This is a genomic window from Streptomyces sp. NPDC001914, assembly GCF_042891215.1.
Classification (GTDB): domain Bacteria; phylum Actinomycetota; class Actinomycetes; order Streptomycetales; family Streptomycetaceae; genus Streptomyces.
The window spans coordinates 63,007-78,057 of sequence record NZ_JBIASW010000013.1 but is presented as its reverse complement, the minus strand read 5'-3'; the positions used below and the strand labels follow the sequence as shown (position 1 = coordinate 78,057).

12 protein-coding genes and 1 other RNA gene are annotated in these 15,051 nt (G+C 70.6%); 3 read left to right on the top strand and 10 right to left on the bottom strand.

What is annotated here, in order from left to right:
• Window positions 1-10 precede the first annotated feature (10 nt).
• Both yicI and ACFYYF_RS30430 read left to right on the top strand, forming a co-directional pair.
• Window positions 11-2,266 (top strand): alpha-xylosidase, encoded by a 2,256-nt coding sequence (gene yicI, locus ACFYYF_RS30435; RefSeq protein ID WP_388780726.1) that lies wholly within the window; start codon window positions 11-13, stop codon window positions 2,264-2,266.
• On the top strand, window positions 2,266-3,279 hold the full coding sequence (locus ACFYYF_RS30430) for a LacI family DNA-binding transcriptional regulator (RefSeq protein ID WP_388780725.1): 1,014 nt from the start codon (window positions 2,266-2,268) through the stop codon (window positions 3,277-3,279). Before yicI ends, ACFYYF_RS30430 begins: the two co-directional genes overlap by 1 nt.
• Before the next feature lie 105 nt (window positions 3,280-3,384).
• Here the strand turns inward: ACFYYF_RS30430 and ACFYYF_RS30425 are convergent, their stop codons facing one another.
• From ACFYYF_RS30425 to ftsE, 6 genes are all read right to left on the bottom strand, one after another.
• Window positions 3,385-4,773, bottom strand: coding sequence for a hypothetical protein (locus ACFYYF_RS30425; RefSeq protein ID WP_388780724.1), 1,389 nt, complete (start codon window positions 4,771-4,773; stop codon window positions 3,385-3,387).
• A 186-nt stretch (window positions 4,774-4,959) separates the two neighbouring features.
• Window positions 4,960-5,347: a transfer-messenger RNA gene (gene ssrA, locus ACFYYF_RS30420) on the bottom strand.
• Between the two features lie 110 nt (window positions 5,348-5,457).
• Window positions 5,458-6,000: an SsrA-binding protein SmpB gene (gene smpB, locus ACFYYF_RS30415; RefSeq protein ID WP_206300940.1), complete on the bottom strand. Its 543-nt coding sequence runs from the start codon at window positions 5,998-6,000 to the stop codon at window positions 5,458-5,460.
• 58 nt (window positions 6,001-6,058) lie between these two features.
• Window positions 6,059-7,237 carry a S41 family peptidase gene (locus ACFYYF_RS30410; RefSeq protein ID WP_388780723.1) on the bottom strand — a complete coding sequence of 393 codons (1,179 nt, stop codon included), beginning with the start codon at window positions 7,235-7,237 and terminating at the stop codon, window positions 6,059-6,061.
• Window positions 7,238-7,304: 67 nt separating this feature from the next.
• Window positions 7,305-8,225: a permease-like cell division protein FtsX gene (gene ftsX, locus ACFYYF_RS30405; protein WP_355766939.1), complete on the bottom strand. Its 921-nt coding sequence runs from the start codon at window positions 8,223-8,225 to the stop codon at window positions 7,305-7,307.
• Window positions 8,226-8,258: 33 nt separating this feature from the next.
• Entirely contained in the window at window positions 8,259-8,948 is a 690-nt protein-coding gene (gene ftsE / locus ACFYYF_RS30400; protein ID WP_328555238.1) for a cell division ATP-binding protein FtsE, read from the bottom strand.
• A gap of 301 nt (window positions 8,949-9,249) precedes the next feature.
• On the opposite strand from ftsE, the gene ACFYYF_RS30395 reads away from it, so the two are divergent.
• Window positions 9,250-9,441, top strand: a complete 192-nt coding sequence (locus ACFYYF_RS30395; RefSeq protein WP_361681326.1) for a hypothetical protein — start codon at window positions 9,250-9,252, stop codon at window positions 9,439-9,441.
• 97 nt (window positions 9,442-9,538) lie between these two features.
• Here the strand turns inward: ACFYYF_RS30395 and ACFYYF_RS30390 are convergent, their stop codons facing one another.
• From ACFYYF_RS30390 to ACFYYF_RS30375, 4 genes are all read right to left on the bottom strand, one after another.
• Window positions 9,539-10,144 carry a hypothetical protein gene (locus ACFYYF_RS30390; RefSeq protein WP_388780722.1) on the bottom strand — a complete coding sequence of 202 codons (606 nt, stop codon included), beginning with the start codon at window positions 10,142-10,144 and terminating at the stop codon, window positions 9,539-9,541.
• Window positions 10,145-10,481: 337 nt separating this feature from the next.
• On the bottom strand, window positions 10,482-11,588 hold the full coding sequence (gene prfB, locus ACFYYF_RS30385; RefSeq protein ID WP_361681320.1) for a peptide chain release factor 2: 1,107 nt from the start codon (window positions 11,586-11,588) through the stop codon (window positions 10,482-10,484).
• 357 nt (window positions 11,589-11,945) lie between these two features.
• Window positions 11,946-13,187: a serine/threonine-protein kinase gene (locus tag ACFYYF_RS30380; RefSeq protein ID WP_361681317.1), complete on the bottom strand. Its 1,242-nt coding sequence runs from the start codon at window positions 13,185-13,187 to the stop codon at window positions 11,946-11,948.
• A gap of 128 nt (window positions 13,188-13,315) precedes the next feature.
• Window positions 13,316-14,989, bottom strand: a complete 1,674-nt coding sequence (locus ACFYYF_RS30375) for a serine/threonine-protein kinase (protein ID WP_388780721.1) — start codon at window positions 14,987-14,989, stop codon at window positions 13,316-13,318.
• Window positions 14,990-15,051: the final 62 nt, after the last annotated feature.

The window sequence follows — 15,051 nt, the reverse complement described above, 5'->3', positions numbered from 1 at the left end:
GGGTAGGACAGTGAAGTTCACGGACGGCTACTGGCTGCTGCGCGACGGTGTCACCGCGGCCCACCCGGTCGAGGTCCTCGACGTGACCTCGGGCCCGGGCGGCCTGGAGATCCACGCGCCGACGCAGCCCATACGGCACCGCGGCGACCTGCTGAAGGGACCGGTCGTGACGATCAGCGCCCACGCACCGATGCCCGACGTCATCGGCGTCACGTTCACCCACTTCCAGGGCGAGGAGCCCCGGGGCCCCCGGTTCGAGCTGTACGGAACCGGGTTCACCCCGCACACCGAGTACGACGAGGACCACGCGACCCTGACCGCGGGCGCCCTGTCCGTCCGGGTCGCCCGCACCACTCCCTGGCACATCGACTTCCTCGCGCACGGCCGGACCCTGACCAGCAGCGGCCCCAAGGGCATGGGCATCATGCGGGACGCGGACGGCGCCCACTATCTGCGCGAACAGCTCGACCTCGGCGTCGGCACCCAGGTCTTCGGCCTCGGCGAGCGGTTCGGGCCGCTGGCCAAGAACGGCCAGGTCGTGGACATGTGGAACGCGGACGGCGGCACCGCCACCGAACAGGCCTACAAGAACGTGCCGTTCTATCTCACGGACGCGGGCTACGGCGTCTTCGTCGACCACCCGGGCCGGGTCTCCTTCGAGGTCGGCTCGGAGGCGGTCTCCCGGGTGCAGTTCAGCGCCGAGACACAGGAACTGACGTACTACGTCATCCACGGCCCCACCCCGAAGGACATCCTGCGCAAGTACACGGCGCTCACCGGTCGTCCGGCCCTGCCGCCCTCCTGGTCCTTCGGGCTGTGGCTGTCGACGTCCTTCACCACCTCCTACGACGAGGACACCGTCACCTCCTTCATCGACGGCATGCGGAACCGTGAACTCCCGCTGTCCGTCTTCCACTTCGACTGCTTCTGGATGCGCGAGTTCAACTGGTGCGACTTCCGGTGGGATCCACGGGTGTTCCCCGACCCGGCGGGCATGCTGACGCGGCTGAAGGACAAGGGCCTGCGGATCTGCGTCTGGATCAACCCGTACATCGCGCAGCGCTCACCGCTGTTCGCGGAGGGGCGGGCGCTCGGGCATCTGCTGCGGCGGCCCGACGGCAGCGTGTGGCAGTGGGACCTGTGGCAGCCGGGCATGGCCCTGGTCGACTTCACCAGCCCGGCGGCCAGAGACTGGTACGCCTCGAAGCTGGAGGCGCTGCTGGAACAGGGTGTCGACTGCTTCAAGACGGACTTCGGCGAGCGGGTCCCGGTGGACGTGGCGTACGCCGACGGCGCCGACCCGGAGCGGATGCACAACTACTACACGTACCTCTACAACCAGACCGTGTTCGACGTGCTCCGCAAACACCGGGGGGAGGAGGAGGCCGTCGTCTTCGCCCGTTCGGCGACCGCGGGGAGCCAGCGGTTCCCGGTGCACTGGGGCGGCGACTGCGAGGCGACGTACGCGTCGATGGCCGAGTCGCTGCGCGGCGGGCTCAGCCTCGGCATGTCGGGCTTCGGGTTCTGGAGCCACGACATCGGCGGCTTCGAGGGGACACCGACGCCGGCGCTGTTCAAGCGGTGGATCGCCTTCGGGCTGCTGTCCTCGCACAGCAGGCTGCACGGCTCGTCCTCGTACCGCGTGCCCTGGCTGTTCGACGAGGAGGCCGTGGACGTCCTGCGGCTGTTCACCCGGCTCAAGCTCGGCCTCATGCCGTATCTGTACGAGGCCGCCCGCACCGCCCACGCCGAGGGGGTGCCGATGATGCGGGCGATGGTCCTGGAGTTCCCGGACGATCCGGGATGCGCGCATCTGGAGCGGCAGTACATGCTGGGCCCGGATCTGCTGGTCGCGCCGGTCTTCAGCGACGAGGGGGACGTCTCGTACTACGTGCCCGAGGGGACATGGACCCCCTACCTCGGCGGACCGCCGGTGACCGGACCGCGCTGGGTGCGCGAACGGCACGGTTTCACCAGCGTGCCGCTGCTGGTGCGGCCGGGCGCGGTGATCCCGGTCGGCGCGGTGGACGACCGCCCCGACTACGACCACGCCGACGGGGTCACCCTGCGCGCGTACGGCCTGGAGCGGGGCGCCCGGGTGTCGGTGCCGGTCGGTCCGGTCACCTTCACCGTCGTGCGCGAGGGGAACACCCTGCGCGCGTCCTGCAGCGATCCGTCCAGGCCCTGGGGGCTCGCCTCGGGCGGACGCGAGGCACGGGCCCGCGCGGGGACGGGCTTCCTTTCCGTCGAGCTGGAGTCCGACTGATGGTCAAGATCACCGATGTGGCGCGGCACGCCGGGGTGTCCCCGAGCACCGTCTCCTACGCCCTCAGCGGCAAGCGGCCGATCTCCGAGGAGACCCGGCAGCGCGTCGAGGAGAGCATCCGCAGGCTGGGCTACCGGCCGCACGCCGGGGCCAGGGCGCTGGCCAGCAGCAGGTCGAACGTCCTGGCGCTGGTGGTACCGCTGCGGGCGGGCATCCATGTGCCGGTGGTGATGCAGTTCGCCGTGTCGGTGGTGACGGCGGCCCGGCTGCACGACCACGACGTCCTGCTGCTCACCCAGGAGGAGGGGGAGGAGGGACTGCGGCGGGTGGCCGACACCGCGCTGGTGGACGCGCTGATCGTGATGGACGTCCAGCTCCACGATCCCCGGCTGCCGCTGCTGCGCGCGCTGGAGCGGCCGTCGGTGCTCATCGGCTTCCCGGCCGCCCCCGACGGGCTCACCTGCATCGACCTGGACTTCAAGGCGGCCGGTGAGCTGTGCGTGGAGCGGCTCGCGGGGCTCGGGCACCGGGTCGTCGCGCTGGTCGGGTCGCCGCCCGAGGTGTACGTGCGGGGCACCGCGTTCGCGCAGCGGGTGGTGCAGGGGTTCACGGCCGCCGCCGACCGAGGCGGTCTGGCCTCGTCCGTCCACCCCTGCGAGGCCTCGCCGGCCGCCGCGCGCCGGATCGCCGAGCAACTCCTGCGCGAGCAGCCCGCGTTGACCGGTGTCGTCGTCCACAACGAGCCGGTCCTGGAACCATTGATCGACGCCTTCGAACAGCTCGGTCTGCGGGTTCCGGCGGATCTGTCCGTCACCGCGATCTGTCCGGACGAACTCGCCGGGAGTCTGCGCGTCCCGGTCACCTCGATCGCCCTTCCGTCGGCCGAGGTGGGCGGACGGGCGGTCGACCTGCTGATGAGAAAGCTGAACGGCACGCCGTGCCCCGAGGCGACCCTGCTCACGCCCCGGATGACGGAACGCGCGAGCACGGCACCGCGCATGCTGAACTCCTGAGGAGCCATGCCACGAGGCCGGGCGGTCGACGGCACTCGGGACGGCAGCCCCGTACGACCACGCGGGCGGCGGCCGCCGCCCGCGTTCACCCTGCGCCGAGGCCGGTCAGTCGGTCTCGACCAGGTGGTCCACGTCGGAGACGTGGTACTCGCCGTATCCGAAGCTCTCACCGATCGCCTGGTACCGATCGTACTGCTCCTGGGTGAGGGACACGCTCAGCCTGCCGAGGACACGGAGGAACAACCGGAATCCGAGATCGGGATCGATCCGGGTGACCACGTGCTCCAGCGCGTCCATGACCTCCGTCGCGGGCACGGGGCGCCAGTGGTGGCTGACGGACTTGTCCGCCACCATGGGCGCCGTCTCGCGGACTTCGCGCAGCACGGTGTCGGCGAGTTCGGTACGGGCGGGCGCCACGACGGGTCCGTACGCGGGGGCGACCTCCCTCAGCCGCTCACGGCACACGTCCGCGATCAGCCGGAGCCGGTCCCGGCCGTCCGTGCTCCGCGGCCAGTCCGCGGCCCCGGACCACAGGGCGGACACCGCCGCGTCGGGCAGCGCGGACCGCAGCAGGCGCAGCGCGTCGTCCAGCAGGACGGCCGCCGCGGAGCCCGGGGTCTGCCCGATGTCGTCGCCCTCGGCCGCCCTCCGGACGTCCTCCCGGTTTCCGTGCCATTCCTGGTGGGCCTGCCCGGCGAGGCCGGAGAGACCGAAGTCCCAGATGGCGTCCCGGCGGGCGGGGTCGATGGGCGGCCACACGACGTCGAGACCGGTGTCGATCAGAGAAGAGTGGTGGCCGAACCTGTCACCCAGCGCCTGGAACCGGTCGTAGCGCTCCTTGCCGATCCGCACGGAGCACGCCTTCAGCACGCGGAGGAAGAGCCGGAAGGCCAGCTCGGGGTGAGCGTGGACGGCCACCTCCTCGAGGGCCGACAGAGTGTCGGGGGAAGGGAGGGAACCTGCCGGCCACTCGCGGCAGGAACGGATCTCCGCGACGACGTCGTCCCGCACCTCGTCGGCCGACGGCGGCCGGGCGTCCCACAGCGGGGAAGGTGCCGGGCGCCGCCCGGGGACCTTCCGGGGCGGGCGCGCGGCACAGGTCTCCTCGACGCACCGCAGCCAGTCACGGGTGCTCGTCCCATGCGCCGCCGGATCCCACACGCCCCCGGCGGCGGCTCGCCACACCGTCCGGATCGCCTCGTCCGAGAGCGGCGACTCGATGAGTGTGCGCACGTCGTCGCGCAGATCGTCGGCGTACCCCCACTCGTCGTGGCTGGTGTCGTAACCGAGGATGCTCCGCTGATCCGCGTCGAGATGGTCGACGCTGTCCACGGGCGTCTCACGGTCGTACGCGTCGAGCTTCGCCGTGACGAGGCCGAGTGCCGCGCGGGCGTTCTCGGGGGCAGCGGGTGAGAGGGCGAACACCTCGGCCAGCCCGCTGAGCCCGAAGTCCCCGTCGTAGCAGACGTAGTACGGCTCCTGCCGTCCGGTCACGGTCGTCCCCTCCGGTCCTCGATGCCTCTCACGGAACCTGCGGCCCCCTCACCGGTCGTGTCCCGCTCCGGCGGACGCTCCCGAATCTCCGACAACGGCCCCTCCCGAAGGTCATGCCATGCATTGCACACGGCATGACACGGGCCCCGCCGCTCGAAAGCGACGGGGCCCGTGCCCACATGGGATGAGTGGAGATGGCGGGAATCGAACCCGCGTCCAACGGTGCAAAATCAGGGCTTCTCCGTGTGCAGTTCGCTGCGATTTTCTCAGCCCCGGCGATCACGCGAACAAGTCGCCGACGGGCTCAGCCACTGTTTGATTTCCCATCTGACCCCGTGACCGGGCCAGATGGTTTAGTTCCCTAGATTATGCCAGGATCCGGGCCGGGAACACTCCCGGGCTGACACCCTTTAGGGTCCCTCACTCACTGCTTATTAGGCAGCGAGGGCGAAGGACTGGGAATCGCTCTTGGTATTGGCGATTATTTTTTGCGACATATGGTTTACGAGATCATTGCCGCTTCCTCGACACGCTTCCCCTGCTTCAACAGCCGTTGTCGAAACCGATCATCCCCATGTTGATTTTTCAAAGCTCGGTCCCTCCGGGGAGGAACCCGCGCCCTCTGCGGGGTGCATTGCCATCGTACGTGATCGACGCACGAGGTTGCCAGCCTATTCCGGCGCGCTACTCGCCGCGCTGCCTTCGCTTGGCCGCGGCGATGGCCCGGTCCGACTCGCGCCGGTCCTGCTTCTCACGCAGGGTCTGCCGCTTGTCGTACTCCTTCTTGCCCCGTGCGAGCGCGATCTCCGCCTTCGCCCGGCCGTCCTTGAAGTACAGGGCGAGCGGGACGATCGTGTGGCCCGTCTCCTCGGACTTCACGGACAGCTTGTCGATCTCCTCGCGGTGCAGCAGCAGCTTGCGCTTGCGGCGCGCGGAGTGGTTGGTCCAGCTGCCCTGGCTGTACTCCGGGATGTGGGCGTTGTACAGCCACGCCTCGCCGCCGTCGATCTGGACGAACCCGTCGGCCAGCGAGGTCCGGCCCTGGCGCAGCGACTTGACCTCGGTGCCGGTCAGGACGAGCCCGGCCTCGTAGGTGTCGATGATCGCGTAGTCGTGCCGCGCCTTCTTGTTCTGCGCGACGATCTTGCGCTTGCCGCCCTTCTCGCCGTCCTTGGACTTGGCGGCAGCCCCGCCCTGCTTGGGCTGGGACTCCTTCGGTACGTACATTCCCTTGCTCATAGTGCTGGCCATTTTCGCACTACAGGGGGGCTCGGGGGAAAGCCGATTACCTGGTGGGCCCGGAAAGGTCGCCGAGGCCGCTCAGCACGGTCTCGGCCCGGGGCAGCGACTCCTTGTCCGCCTCCAGGTCCGGGGTGATGCCCCGGCCGTCGACGGAGCGGCCCGCGGGGGTGCGGTAGTGGCCGACGGTCAGCTCGGCGACGGAGCCATCGGGCAGCCGGCTGGGCATCTGGACCGAGCCCTTGCCGAAGGTCCGGGTGCCCACGACGACCGCGCGTCCGCGGTCCTGGAGGGCCCCGGTGAGCAGTTCGGCCGCGCTCATCGTGCCGCCGTCCACGAGTGTGACCAGCGGTCTCGCGGTGTCGCCGCCGGCGTCGGCGTGCAGGGCGCGCTGGGCGCCGTTCACGTCGTACGTGGCGACGAGGCCGCCGTCGAGGAAGGCGGAGGCGGTGGTGACGGCCTCGGAGACCAGGCCGCCGGAGTTGCCGCGCAGGTCGAGGACGATCCCGGCCCGCTGCGGAGCCCGGCCGACCGCGGTGCGTACGGCGGCGCCGACGCCCTTGGTGAAGGCGTCGACCTTGATCAGGGTGACCCGGCCGGGAAGGCTGCTGACGGTCACCGAGTCCGTGGAGAGCCGGGCGCGGCGCAGGGTCCGGCTCCACGACCGCGAGCCGCGCTCCAGGCCGAGGGAGACCTTCGTGCCGGCGGTCGCGTCGTCCGCGTCGCCGCGCAGTAACGAGACCACCTCGGTGACCGGCCGGCCGTCCACCCTGGTGCCGTCGACGGTGCGCAGCAGGTCGCCCTTGCGGATGCCCGCGGCGGCGGCGGGTGAGCCGGCGCTGACGCGGGTGACCTCGATCCGTCCGTCGCTCTCGCGGCGGGCCCACAGACCGACGCCGGTGTACTGGCCGTCGAGGGCTTCCTCGAACTCCTCGTACTCGCCCTGGGAGTAGACGGCGCCCCAGCGGTCCCCGCTGCGACTGACGGCCCGTTCGGCCGCCTCCATGGGGGACTTGCCGTCGGCCATCGCCTGGGCGGCGGCCCGGGTGACCTCGTCGTGACGGCGCGCGGAGGCCGAACCGGGCGTGCCGGCCTCGGTCTTCCGGGCGGTGTCGGAGAACGAACCGGTGGCCGCGCCGGCGACGAGGACGCTCGCGAACACCAATGTCAGGGCCGCCCCGCGGCGGATGCGGCGGGGCTCGCAGAACAGGTCACGGCCTGACATGCCGGTGAGTCTAGGACAACGCGAAGGGCCGCACCGCCGGTTGACGGTACGGCCCTGTTGGGATGCGTCACACCTTCAGGTACTTGCGCAATGCGAAGAAAGCGGCCAGGGCGGGCATCAGCAGACTCGTCGCGAGGATGAGTGGGAGCTTGGTCAACACGGCGTCCCAGCCGATGAAGTTGATCAGGTTGAGCTTCTCGGACAGCGCCAGACCGTGGTCGATGATGAAGTACCGGGCGATCAGCAGGAATCCGCAGGCCACACCGCCGCCGATGAGTCCGGCCACCGCGGCCTCGGCGATGAACGGCGCCTGGATGTAGAAGCCGGAGGCGCCGACGAGCCGCATGATGCCCGTCTCGCGCCGCCGGCTGAACGCCGAGACGCGCACCGTGTTGACGATCAGCATCAGGGCGACGACGAGCATCATCGCCATCACCGCGCGCGCGGCCCAGTTCATGCCGTTGAGCAGCCCGAACAGGTTGTCCAGGATGCCCTTCTGGTCCTGGACCGACTGCACGCCGTCCCGGCCGTCGAAGGCGGTCGCGATGACCTGGTACTTCTCCGGGTCCTTCAGCTTGATCCGGTACGACTCCTGCATCTGGTCCGGCGTGAGGGAGCTGGCCAGCGGGGAGTCGCCGAACTGCTCCTTGTAGTGCTTGTACGCCTGGTCCGAGGACTCGTAGGTGACCTTCTGGACGACTGTGGACATCTTGTCCAGGTCGGCGACGATCTGCTTCTTCTGGTCACTGGTCACCGCGCCCCTGGCGCAGTGCGGGTCGGACTCGGCGTCGCTCTTGTTGCAGAGGAAGATCGAGACGTTGACCTTGTCGTACCAGTAGCCCTTCATGGTGTTCACCTGGTCGCTCATCAGGAGCGAGCCGCCGAACAGGGCGAGCGAGAGGGCGACCGAGACGACGACCGCGAAGGTCATGGTCAGGTTGCGGCGGAGACCGACACCGATCTCCGACAGAACGAACTGCGCGCGCATTGCGTCTTCCTCAGACCTTTCCGTGGACGATGATCAGTGCTGGTAGCCGTAGACGCCGCGCGCCTGGTCGCGGACGAGACGGCCCTGCTCCAGCTCGATGACGCGCTTGCGCATCTGGTCCACGATGTTCTGGTCGTGCGTCGCCATCAGGACCGTGGTGCCCGTCCGGTTGATCCGGTCGAGCAGTTTCATGATGCCCACGGAGGTCTGTGGGTCGAGGTTTCCGGTCGGCTCGTCGGCGATGAGGAGCTTGGGCCGGTTCACGAAGGCTCTCGCGATGGCCACACGCTGCTGCTCACCACCGGACAGCTCGCCGGGCATCCGGTCCTCCTTGCCGCCCAGGCCGACGAGGTCGAGCACCTGGGGCACGGACTTGCGGATCTCGCCGCGGGACTTGCCGATGACCTCCTGGGCGAAGGCCACGTTCTCGGCGACCGTCTTGTTGGGCAGGAGACGGAAGTCCTGGAAGACGGTCCCCAGCTGGCGGCGCATCTGCGGCACCTTCCAGTTGGAGAGGCGCGCGAGGTCCTTGCCCAGGACGTGCACCTGGCCTTGGCTGGTCCGCTCCTCGCGGAGGATCAGCCGCAGGAAGGTGGACTTTCCGGAGCCGGAGGACCCCACGAGGAACACGAATTCTCCGCGCTCGACCTCCAGGGAGACATCCCTGAGAGCGGGGCGGGTCTGCTTGGGGTAGACCTTGGAGACATTGTCGAATCGGATCACGGGTGCACCACGGGTCGCCGGGGGTAGGTGTGCGTGACCATACGCGAACCGGGTGTGCGAGCGCAGTCGGCGTACGGGGTTGCGCGCGGCTTGCACGATTTGTCACGGATCTGAGGCGCGATTCACACCTGATCCGAGGGGCTGAGGCTACTCCGGACGGGGCAGGACAAGGAGGGCCGCGCCGAATTCCGCGGAACCTGGCACAGTGGTAGGGGAACGGTTGCGTTCGCCGCAGCGTTAAGAGAGCGATGTGTACGCGAGAACGCTGCGTGCGCGGAGACGTCGCAAGGAGGGCCGGCGCATGACGTACGACCGACTGGTTTGCGCTAACTGCGCGGCACCCGTCAGCGAGGGCCGCTGCCCCGTCTGCCGCGCGAACCGGCAGCGACTCCAGCAGGAGAGCCCCTTCGCGGGACTCAACCCCATGGCACTGATCGCCCTTCTCGCGATACTGATCGCGGCACTGGCGCTGGTGGCCCACCAGACGGTGTGAGCGCCGCGAGGACGGTCCGGCACGGCCGTCGTCGCCCCTGAACACGGGCAGGGCCCGGAGCGAGCTGCTCCGGGCCCTGCGTCGTACGTGTGGAACGTCAGGCGGCGGCGCCGCGGCCGCCCGCGAGGCGCGGCAGCAGACGGAAGCCGACACCGCCGGCGATCATCGTGGCGGCACCGATGATCAGGAACGTGGTCTGACCGGCACCGGTCTCGGCCAGCGCGCCGTCCTGGCCCTGGGCCTGGGTGTCCGAACCGGTGTCGGTGAGGGCCGAGGAGCCCTCCTCCTGGGCGGAGGATCCACCGTTGGGGTCGGCGTCGTTGCCGCCGCCGCCCGTGCCGCCCTCGGCGGGGGCGGAGGTGCTGCCGCCGGGTTCGTCGGTCGGGTCGGCCGGGTCGGTCGGGTCCGGGTCCTCGGTGGGCTCGGTCACGGTCGGGGCCGGCTCGGTGGGCTCGGTCTCCGTGGGAGCCGGCTCGGTCGGCTCGGGCTCCGTCGGAGTCGGCTCGGTCGGCTCGGTGCTCTCGGTCGGAATACCCGTGTCGGTGGGCGTCGGGTCCGCCGTCGGGTCGTCCGCGGTGGTCGCGGTGAGACCGACATTGAGGTCGAGCGCCGAGGCGGCGCCCGCCGCGGTCAGTGAAGCACCGGCGGCAATCACCGCGCCGGCGGCTATCCGCGCCACGCGGATCCGCGTCTTCTTGGTCATCTGCCTGCTACCCCCAGTAGCTGATCGTCAATGGAGCAGCGTCCGGGGCCACGGCGTCACAGGAGATTTCGTTCGACCCCCCGGTTCACATGCGCCCCGGTGATACGCATGCCACCCGTCACCCTTCCCAGTTTTCAAAGCAGCGTCAAGGTCGTTGCGTACGCGATGTCCGGAACGGCATTGTTTGCCTGGCCTGGGGACATGTGACTGTGACGGAAAACCCATACTGCCCCTACAAAAGAAGGCAACTGCCGCCCGGTGGGCGGCAGTTGCCTTGTCGACAAAGAGGTTGGGTGGGGGCGGAAATCGTCCGCCCGAACCCGCCTCGGTCGTGTTCCTACTTCTCCTGCTGCTTGCGCCAGCGAATTCCGGCCTCCAGGAAGCCGTCGATCTCGCCACCGAACACGGCCTCGGGGTTGCCGACTTCGAACTCCGTACGCAGGTCCTTGACCATCTGGTACGGGTGCAGGACGTACGAACGCATCTGGTTGCCCCAGGAGTTGCCGCCGTCGCCCTTGAGGGCGTCCATCGCGGCCTGCTCCTCCTGCCGGCGCCGTTCGAGCAGCTTGGCCTGCAGAACGTTCATGGCCGAGGCCTTGTTCTGGATCTGCGACCGCTCGTTCTGGCAGGAGACGACGATGCCGGTGGGGAGGTGGGTCAGGCGCACCGCGGAGTCGGTGGTGTTGACGCCCTGGCCGCCGGGACCGGACGAGCGGTACACGTCGATCCGCAGCTCGGACTCGTCGATCTCGATGTGGTCGGTCTGCTCGACGACCGGCAGGATCTCGACACCGGCGAAGGAGGTCTGGCGGCGCCCCTGGTTGTCGAACGGCGAGATGCGCACCAAGCGGTGCGTGCCCTGCTCGACGGAGAGGGTGCCGTACGCGTACGGCGAGTGCACGGCGAAGGTGGTGGACTTGATGCCCGCCTCTTCGGCGTACGAGGTCTCGTACAGCTCCGTCTTGTAGCCGTGGCGCTCGGCCCAGCGCAGGTACATGCGCTGGAGCTTCTCGGCGAAGTCGGAGGCGTCGACGCCGCCGGCCTCGGCGCGGATCGTGACGACCGCCTCACGGGAGTCGTACTCGCCGGACAGGAGGGTACGGACCTCCATCTCGTCCAGCGCCTTGCGGACGGAGACGAGCTCGGCGTCGGCCTCGGCGCGGGTGTCCGGGTCGTCCTCCTCCTCGGCCATCTCGAAGAGCACGCCCAGATCGTCGATGCGCCCGCGGAGCGCCTCGGCCTTCCTGACCTCCGCCTGGAGGTGGCTCAGCTTGCTGGTGATCTTCTGCGCCTCGTCCGGGTCGTCCCACAGGGACGGCGCGGCCGCCTGCTCCTCGAGCACGGCGACATCTGCCCTCAGCTTGTCGAGGTCCAGGACGGCCTCGATCGACTCCATGGTCGAGGAGAGGGACTTGAGCTCTTCGGAAACATCGACGACTGCCACGCCTCCAGCGTAACGGCTACGACAACCGGGCCTCGCCCCTCGTCCCCGAGGAGCCCCGTCGACCCCCGGCACCAGGCAGAAGCGAGTCTCGCCCCCTCCGCCCCTACCCGTCCCGGCCCTGGGGGCTGCCGCCCCCAGACCCCCGCTTCGGCCTGGACGGCCTCGTCCTCAATCGCCGGACGGGCTGGAACTCCCCGGCGGGGAAAAGTTCAGCCCCTCCGGCGCTTGAGGAGCGGGGGTCCGGGGGCAGCGCCCCCGGGGACGATGGGGGTCCCCCCTGGTCGAGCGAAGCCGAGACCTTGGGGGAGGGTAGGGGCGGAGGGGGCGAGGAAAGGCTTTCCGTGGGCCGGGGTGGGGTCAGGGGGACGCCGGGGCCGAGTTCTTCGTGTCCTGGGGGGCCGCGTCGCCGTCACCGGAGGTGGCGAGCCAGGTGCCGACCCCGGCCGCGGCCACCAGAACGACGGCCGCCGCCCCCAGGGTGATCCGCCGCCGCCGGGCGGAGGCCCGGTGCCGCGCGGAGCCGGGACGCGGCGCACCCGCGGCCCGCGGCACGCGAGCCGTCCCCCGGGCACCCCCGGCCAGCTCGTCGGGCGCCGGCACCCGCATGGAGGTGTGCGTGTCCCGGTTCGAGTCCGGCGCGGCCCCCGGCACGAGCGGCACCGCCCCGCGCCGCTCACGCGCCGCGGCGGGCGCGGACGGCTCCGCGCTCTCCTCGTACTCCTCGTCCCCGTCCACGGAGTCCGCGTCCGGGGAGTCCACGTCCAGCGGCGGCATCCCGGCCAGCAGCGGAAGCTGCTCCCGCAGCCGTGCGCCCAGCTCGGAGGCCCGCAGCCGGGACGCGGGCGCCTTGGCCAGGCACTGCACGATGAGCTGCCACAGCTCGTCCGGGATGCCCGGGAGCGGGACCACGGTCTCGGTGACATGGCGGCGCAGAACGGCTCCGGGGTGTCCGCCCCCGAACGGCGTGAACCCGGCGAGCAGCTCGTAGAGCACGGTCGCCAGGGCGTAGATGTCGACGGCGGCACGCGGCGGCAGGCCCTCGATGATCTCGGGCGCGAGATAGTCCGGCGTGCCGATGATCTTCGTGACCTTGGTCCGGCGGGGCGAGTCGATGAGCTTGGCCACCCCGAAGTCGGTCAGGAGGGCCGGGTGGGAGCCGCCGGGGCCGAGCGGGCCCTGCATGTCGAGCAGGACGTTCTCGGGCTTCACGTCGCGGTGGACGACCCCCGCGGCGTGCGCGGCGGCGAGTCCGTCCGCCACGTCGGCGACGATCGCGACGGCGGCCTCGGGGGCGAGCCGGCGCTCCCGGTCGAGCCGGGTGCGCAGGTCGGTGCCCCGCACGAGGTCCATGACGAGGGCGAGGTCGTTGCCGTCCACGACCAGGTCGCGCACCGCCACCACGTGCGGGTGGTCGAGGCCGAGCAGCGCGGTGCGCTCCTGCACGAAGCGTCCGACCAGCTCCTGGTCGGACGCGAGGTCCTCGCGCAGCAGCTTGATGGCGACGGGCCCCTCGGGTCCCTCGCCCAGCCACACCGTGCCGGCGCTCCCCCGCCCCAGGATCTGGTGCGCGGTGTACCTGCTGCCGATCTTGCGTGCCAAGACTGCTCCTACAGACGCGTGTTGCCGCTTAAAGTACGCGCCCGCGGAGGCAACCTTCACGCCCGGGACCGAAATCACCCTTCAGATGTCGACAAATCCCCAGAGTCGGCTCCCCGGGGCCGTCCGGATCAGTTGCCCGAGGTGCCCGAGGGGTCCTTCGAGCCGAGATCGCCGATCCAGCCGCTGACCTGGTCGTACCAGTGGGTCAGCTCGCCCCAGAAGGACCTCGTGGTGCCGATCCAGTCCTGGAGGGGACTGAACTCCCAGATCAGCCAGCCGGCCACGAACAGGATGACGATCGTGAACAGGCACCCCTTGAGGCAGCCGAGTCCGGGGATCTTCATCGGGTTGGCGCTGCCCTGGCGGGGCTCACGCGGCTGGCGGGGGGCGGGCTGCTGCGGCCGCTGCGGCTCGGGCGCGTACCGCTGCGGCTGGGGCTGCTGCTGCGGCGCCGGGGCGTAGCGCTGCTGCTGGTGCTGCGGCGCGTACTGCTGCTGGGGCTGCTGCTGCGGATAACCGTATCCGGGCGGCGGCTGCTGGCCGCGCTGCGGACGCTGCTGCTGGGGCTGCCCCTGCGGCCGGTTGACCTGGCGCTGGGGGCGGCGGCGCAGCGGGTCCTCGTTCGGGTCGAGGTACTGGACCTGCGTCTGTTCGTTGCGGTCACGGGCCGCGCGGAGCTGGTTCTGCCAGGGGTGCGGGTCCTCGCTCTGTCCGGACTGTCCGCCCGGCTGGTTCTGCGGCACGGGCGGCAGCACGGCGGTCGGGTCGGCCGCGCCCGCGGTGTGCGGCAGCACGCTGGTGGCGCCGTACGGGTCGAAGGAGCCGGCTCCGTGCGGGAGCACCTGGGTGGCGTCGGCCGAGCCGGGGGGCAGGTCCGGGACCGGCGCCGGGTCCGGGTCGGGCCCGAGCAGTGCGCCCACGCCCTCGGCGGCGGCGATCTGCGCCGGTGACGCGTGCACCCCGACGCCCGCGGCCACGGCACGCAGGGCGCGGGCGAGGTTCTCGGCGCTGGGGCGCTGGTCGGGGTTCTTGCGCAGGCACCGCTCTATGACGGTCCACAGCGGGTCCGGGACGGTCGAGGGGCGGCGCGGTTCGGCGCTCAGGTGCTGGTGCAGCACTTCGAGGGCGGACTCGCCCCCGAAGGGCGGGCGCCCGGTGACCAGCTCGTACATCAGGATGCCGGCGCCGTAGATGTCGACGGCGGACGTCTGCGGGCGTCCCTCGGCGGACTCCGGGGCGACGTACGCGGGCGTGCCGACGAATTCGTGGGTCCGGGTCAGCCCGGGGGAATCGGCGAGCCGCGCGATGCCGAAGTCGGTCAGCATCGGGTGCATCTGGCCGGCGTTCTGCATGAGCAGGACGTTCGCGGGCTTCAGGTCGCGGTGCACGACGCCGTCGGCGTGGCTGGCGGCGAGCGCGTCGGCGATCTGGGCGGTGAGCAGGGCGGCCGCGACGGGCGAGAACGGTCCGTTCTCGCGCAGGTAGCGGTGCAGGTCCGGGCCGTCGATCAGGTCCATGACCAGGGCGAGGAGATCGCCCTCGACGACGAGGTCGCGCACCCGCACGATGTTCGGGTGGGTCAGGCGCAGCAGCACCGAGCGCTCCCGCAGGAAGCGCATCACGATGTCGGCGTCGCCCGCGAGCTCTTCCTTCAGGACCTTGATCGCCACGGTCTCGCCGGGCTGTCCCGCGACGGCCGCCTCGGCGCCGGCGGTCTCCCGCTGGCGGGCGCGCCAGACCGTGCCTGTGGCGCCGCGCCCCAGCGGCTCCTCAAGGAGGTACTTGCTCCCTACCGGCCGCACGTCATGCGCTCCCTGTTGCTTGCTTGCCTGGTCCGTCCACCGTGATCACCGTGGTACAGGAG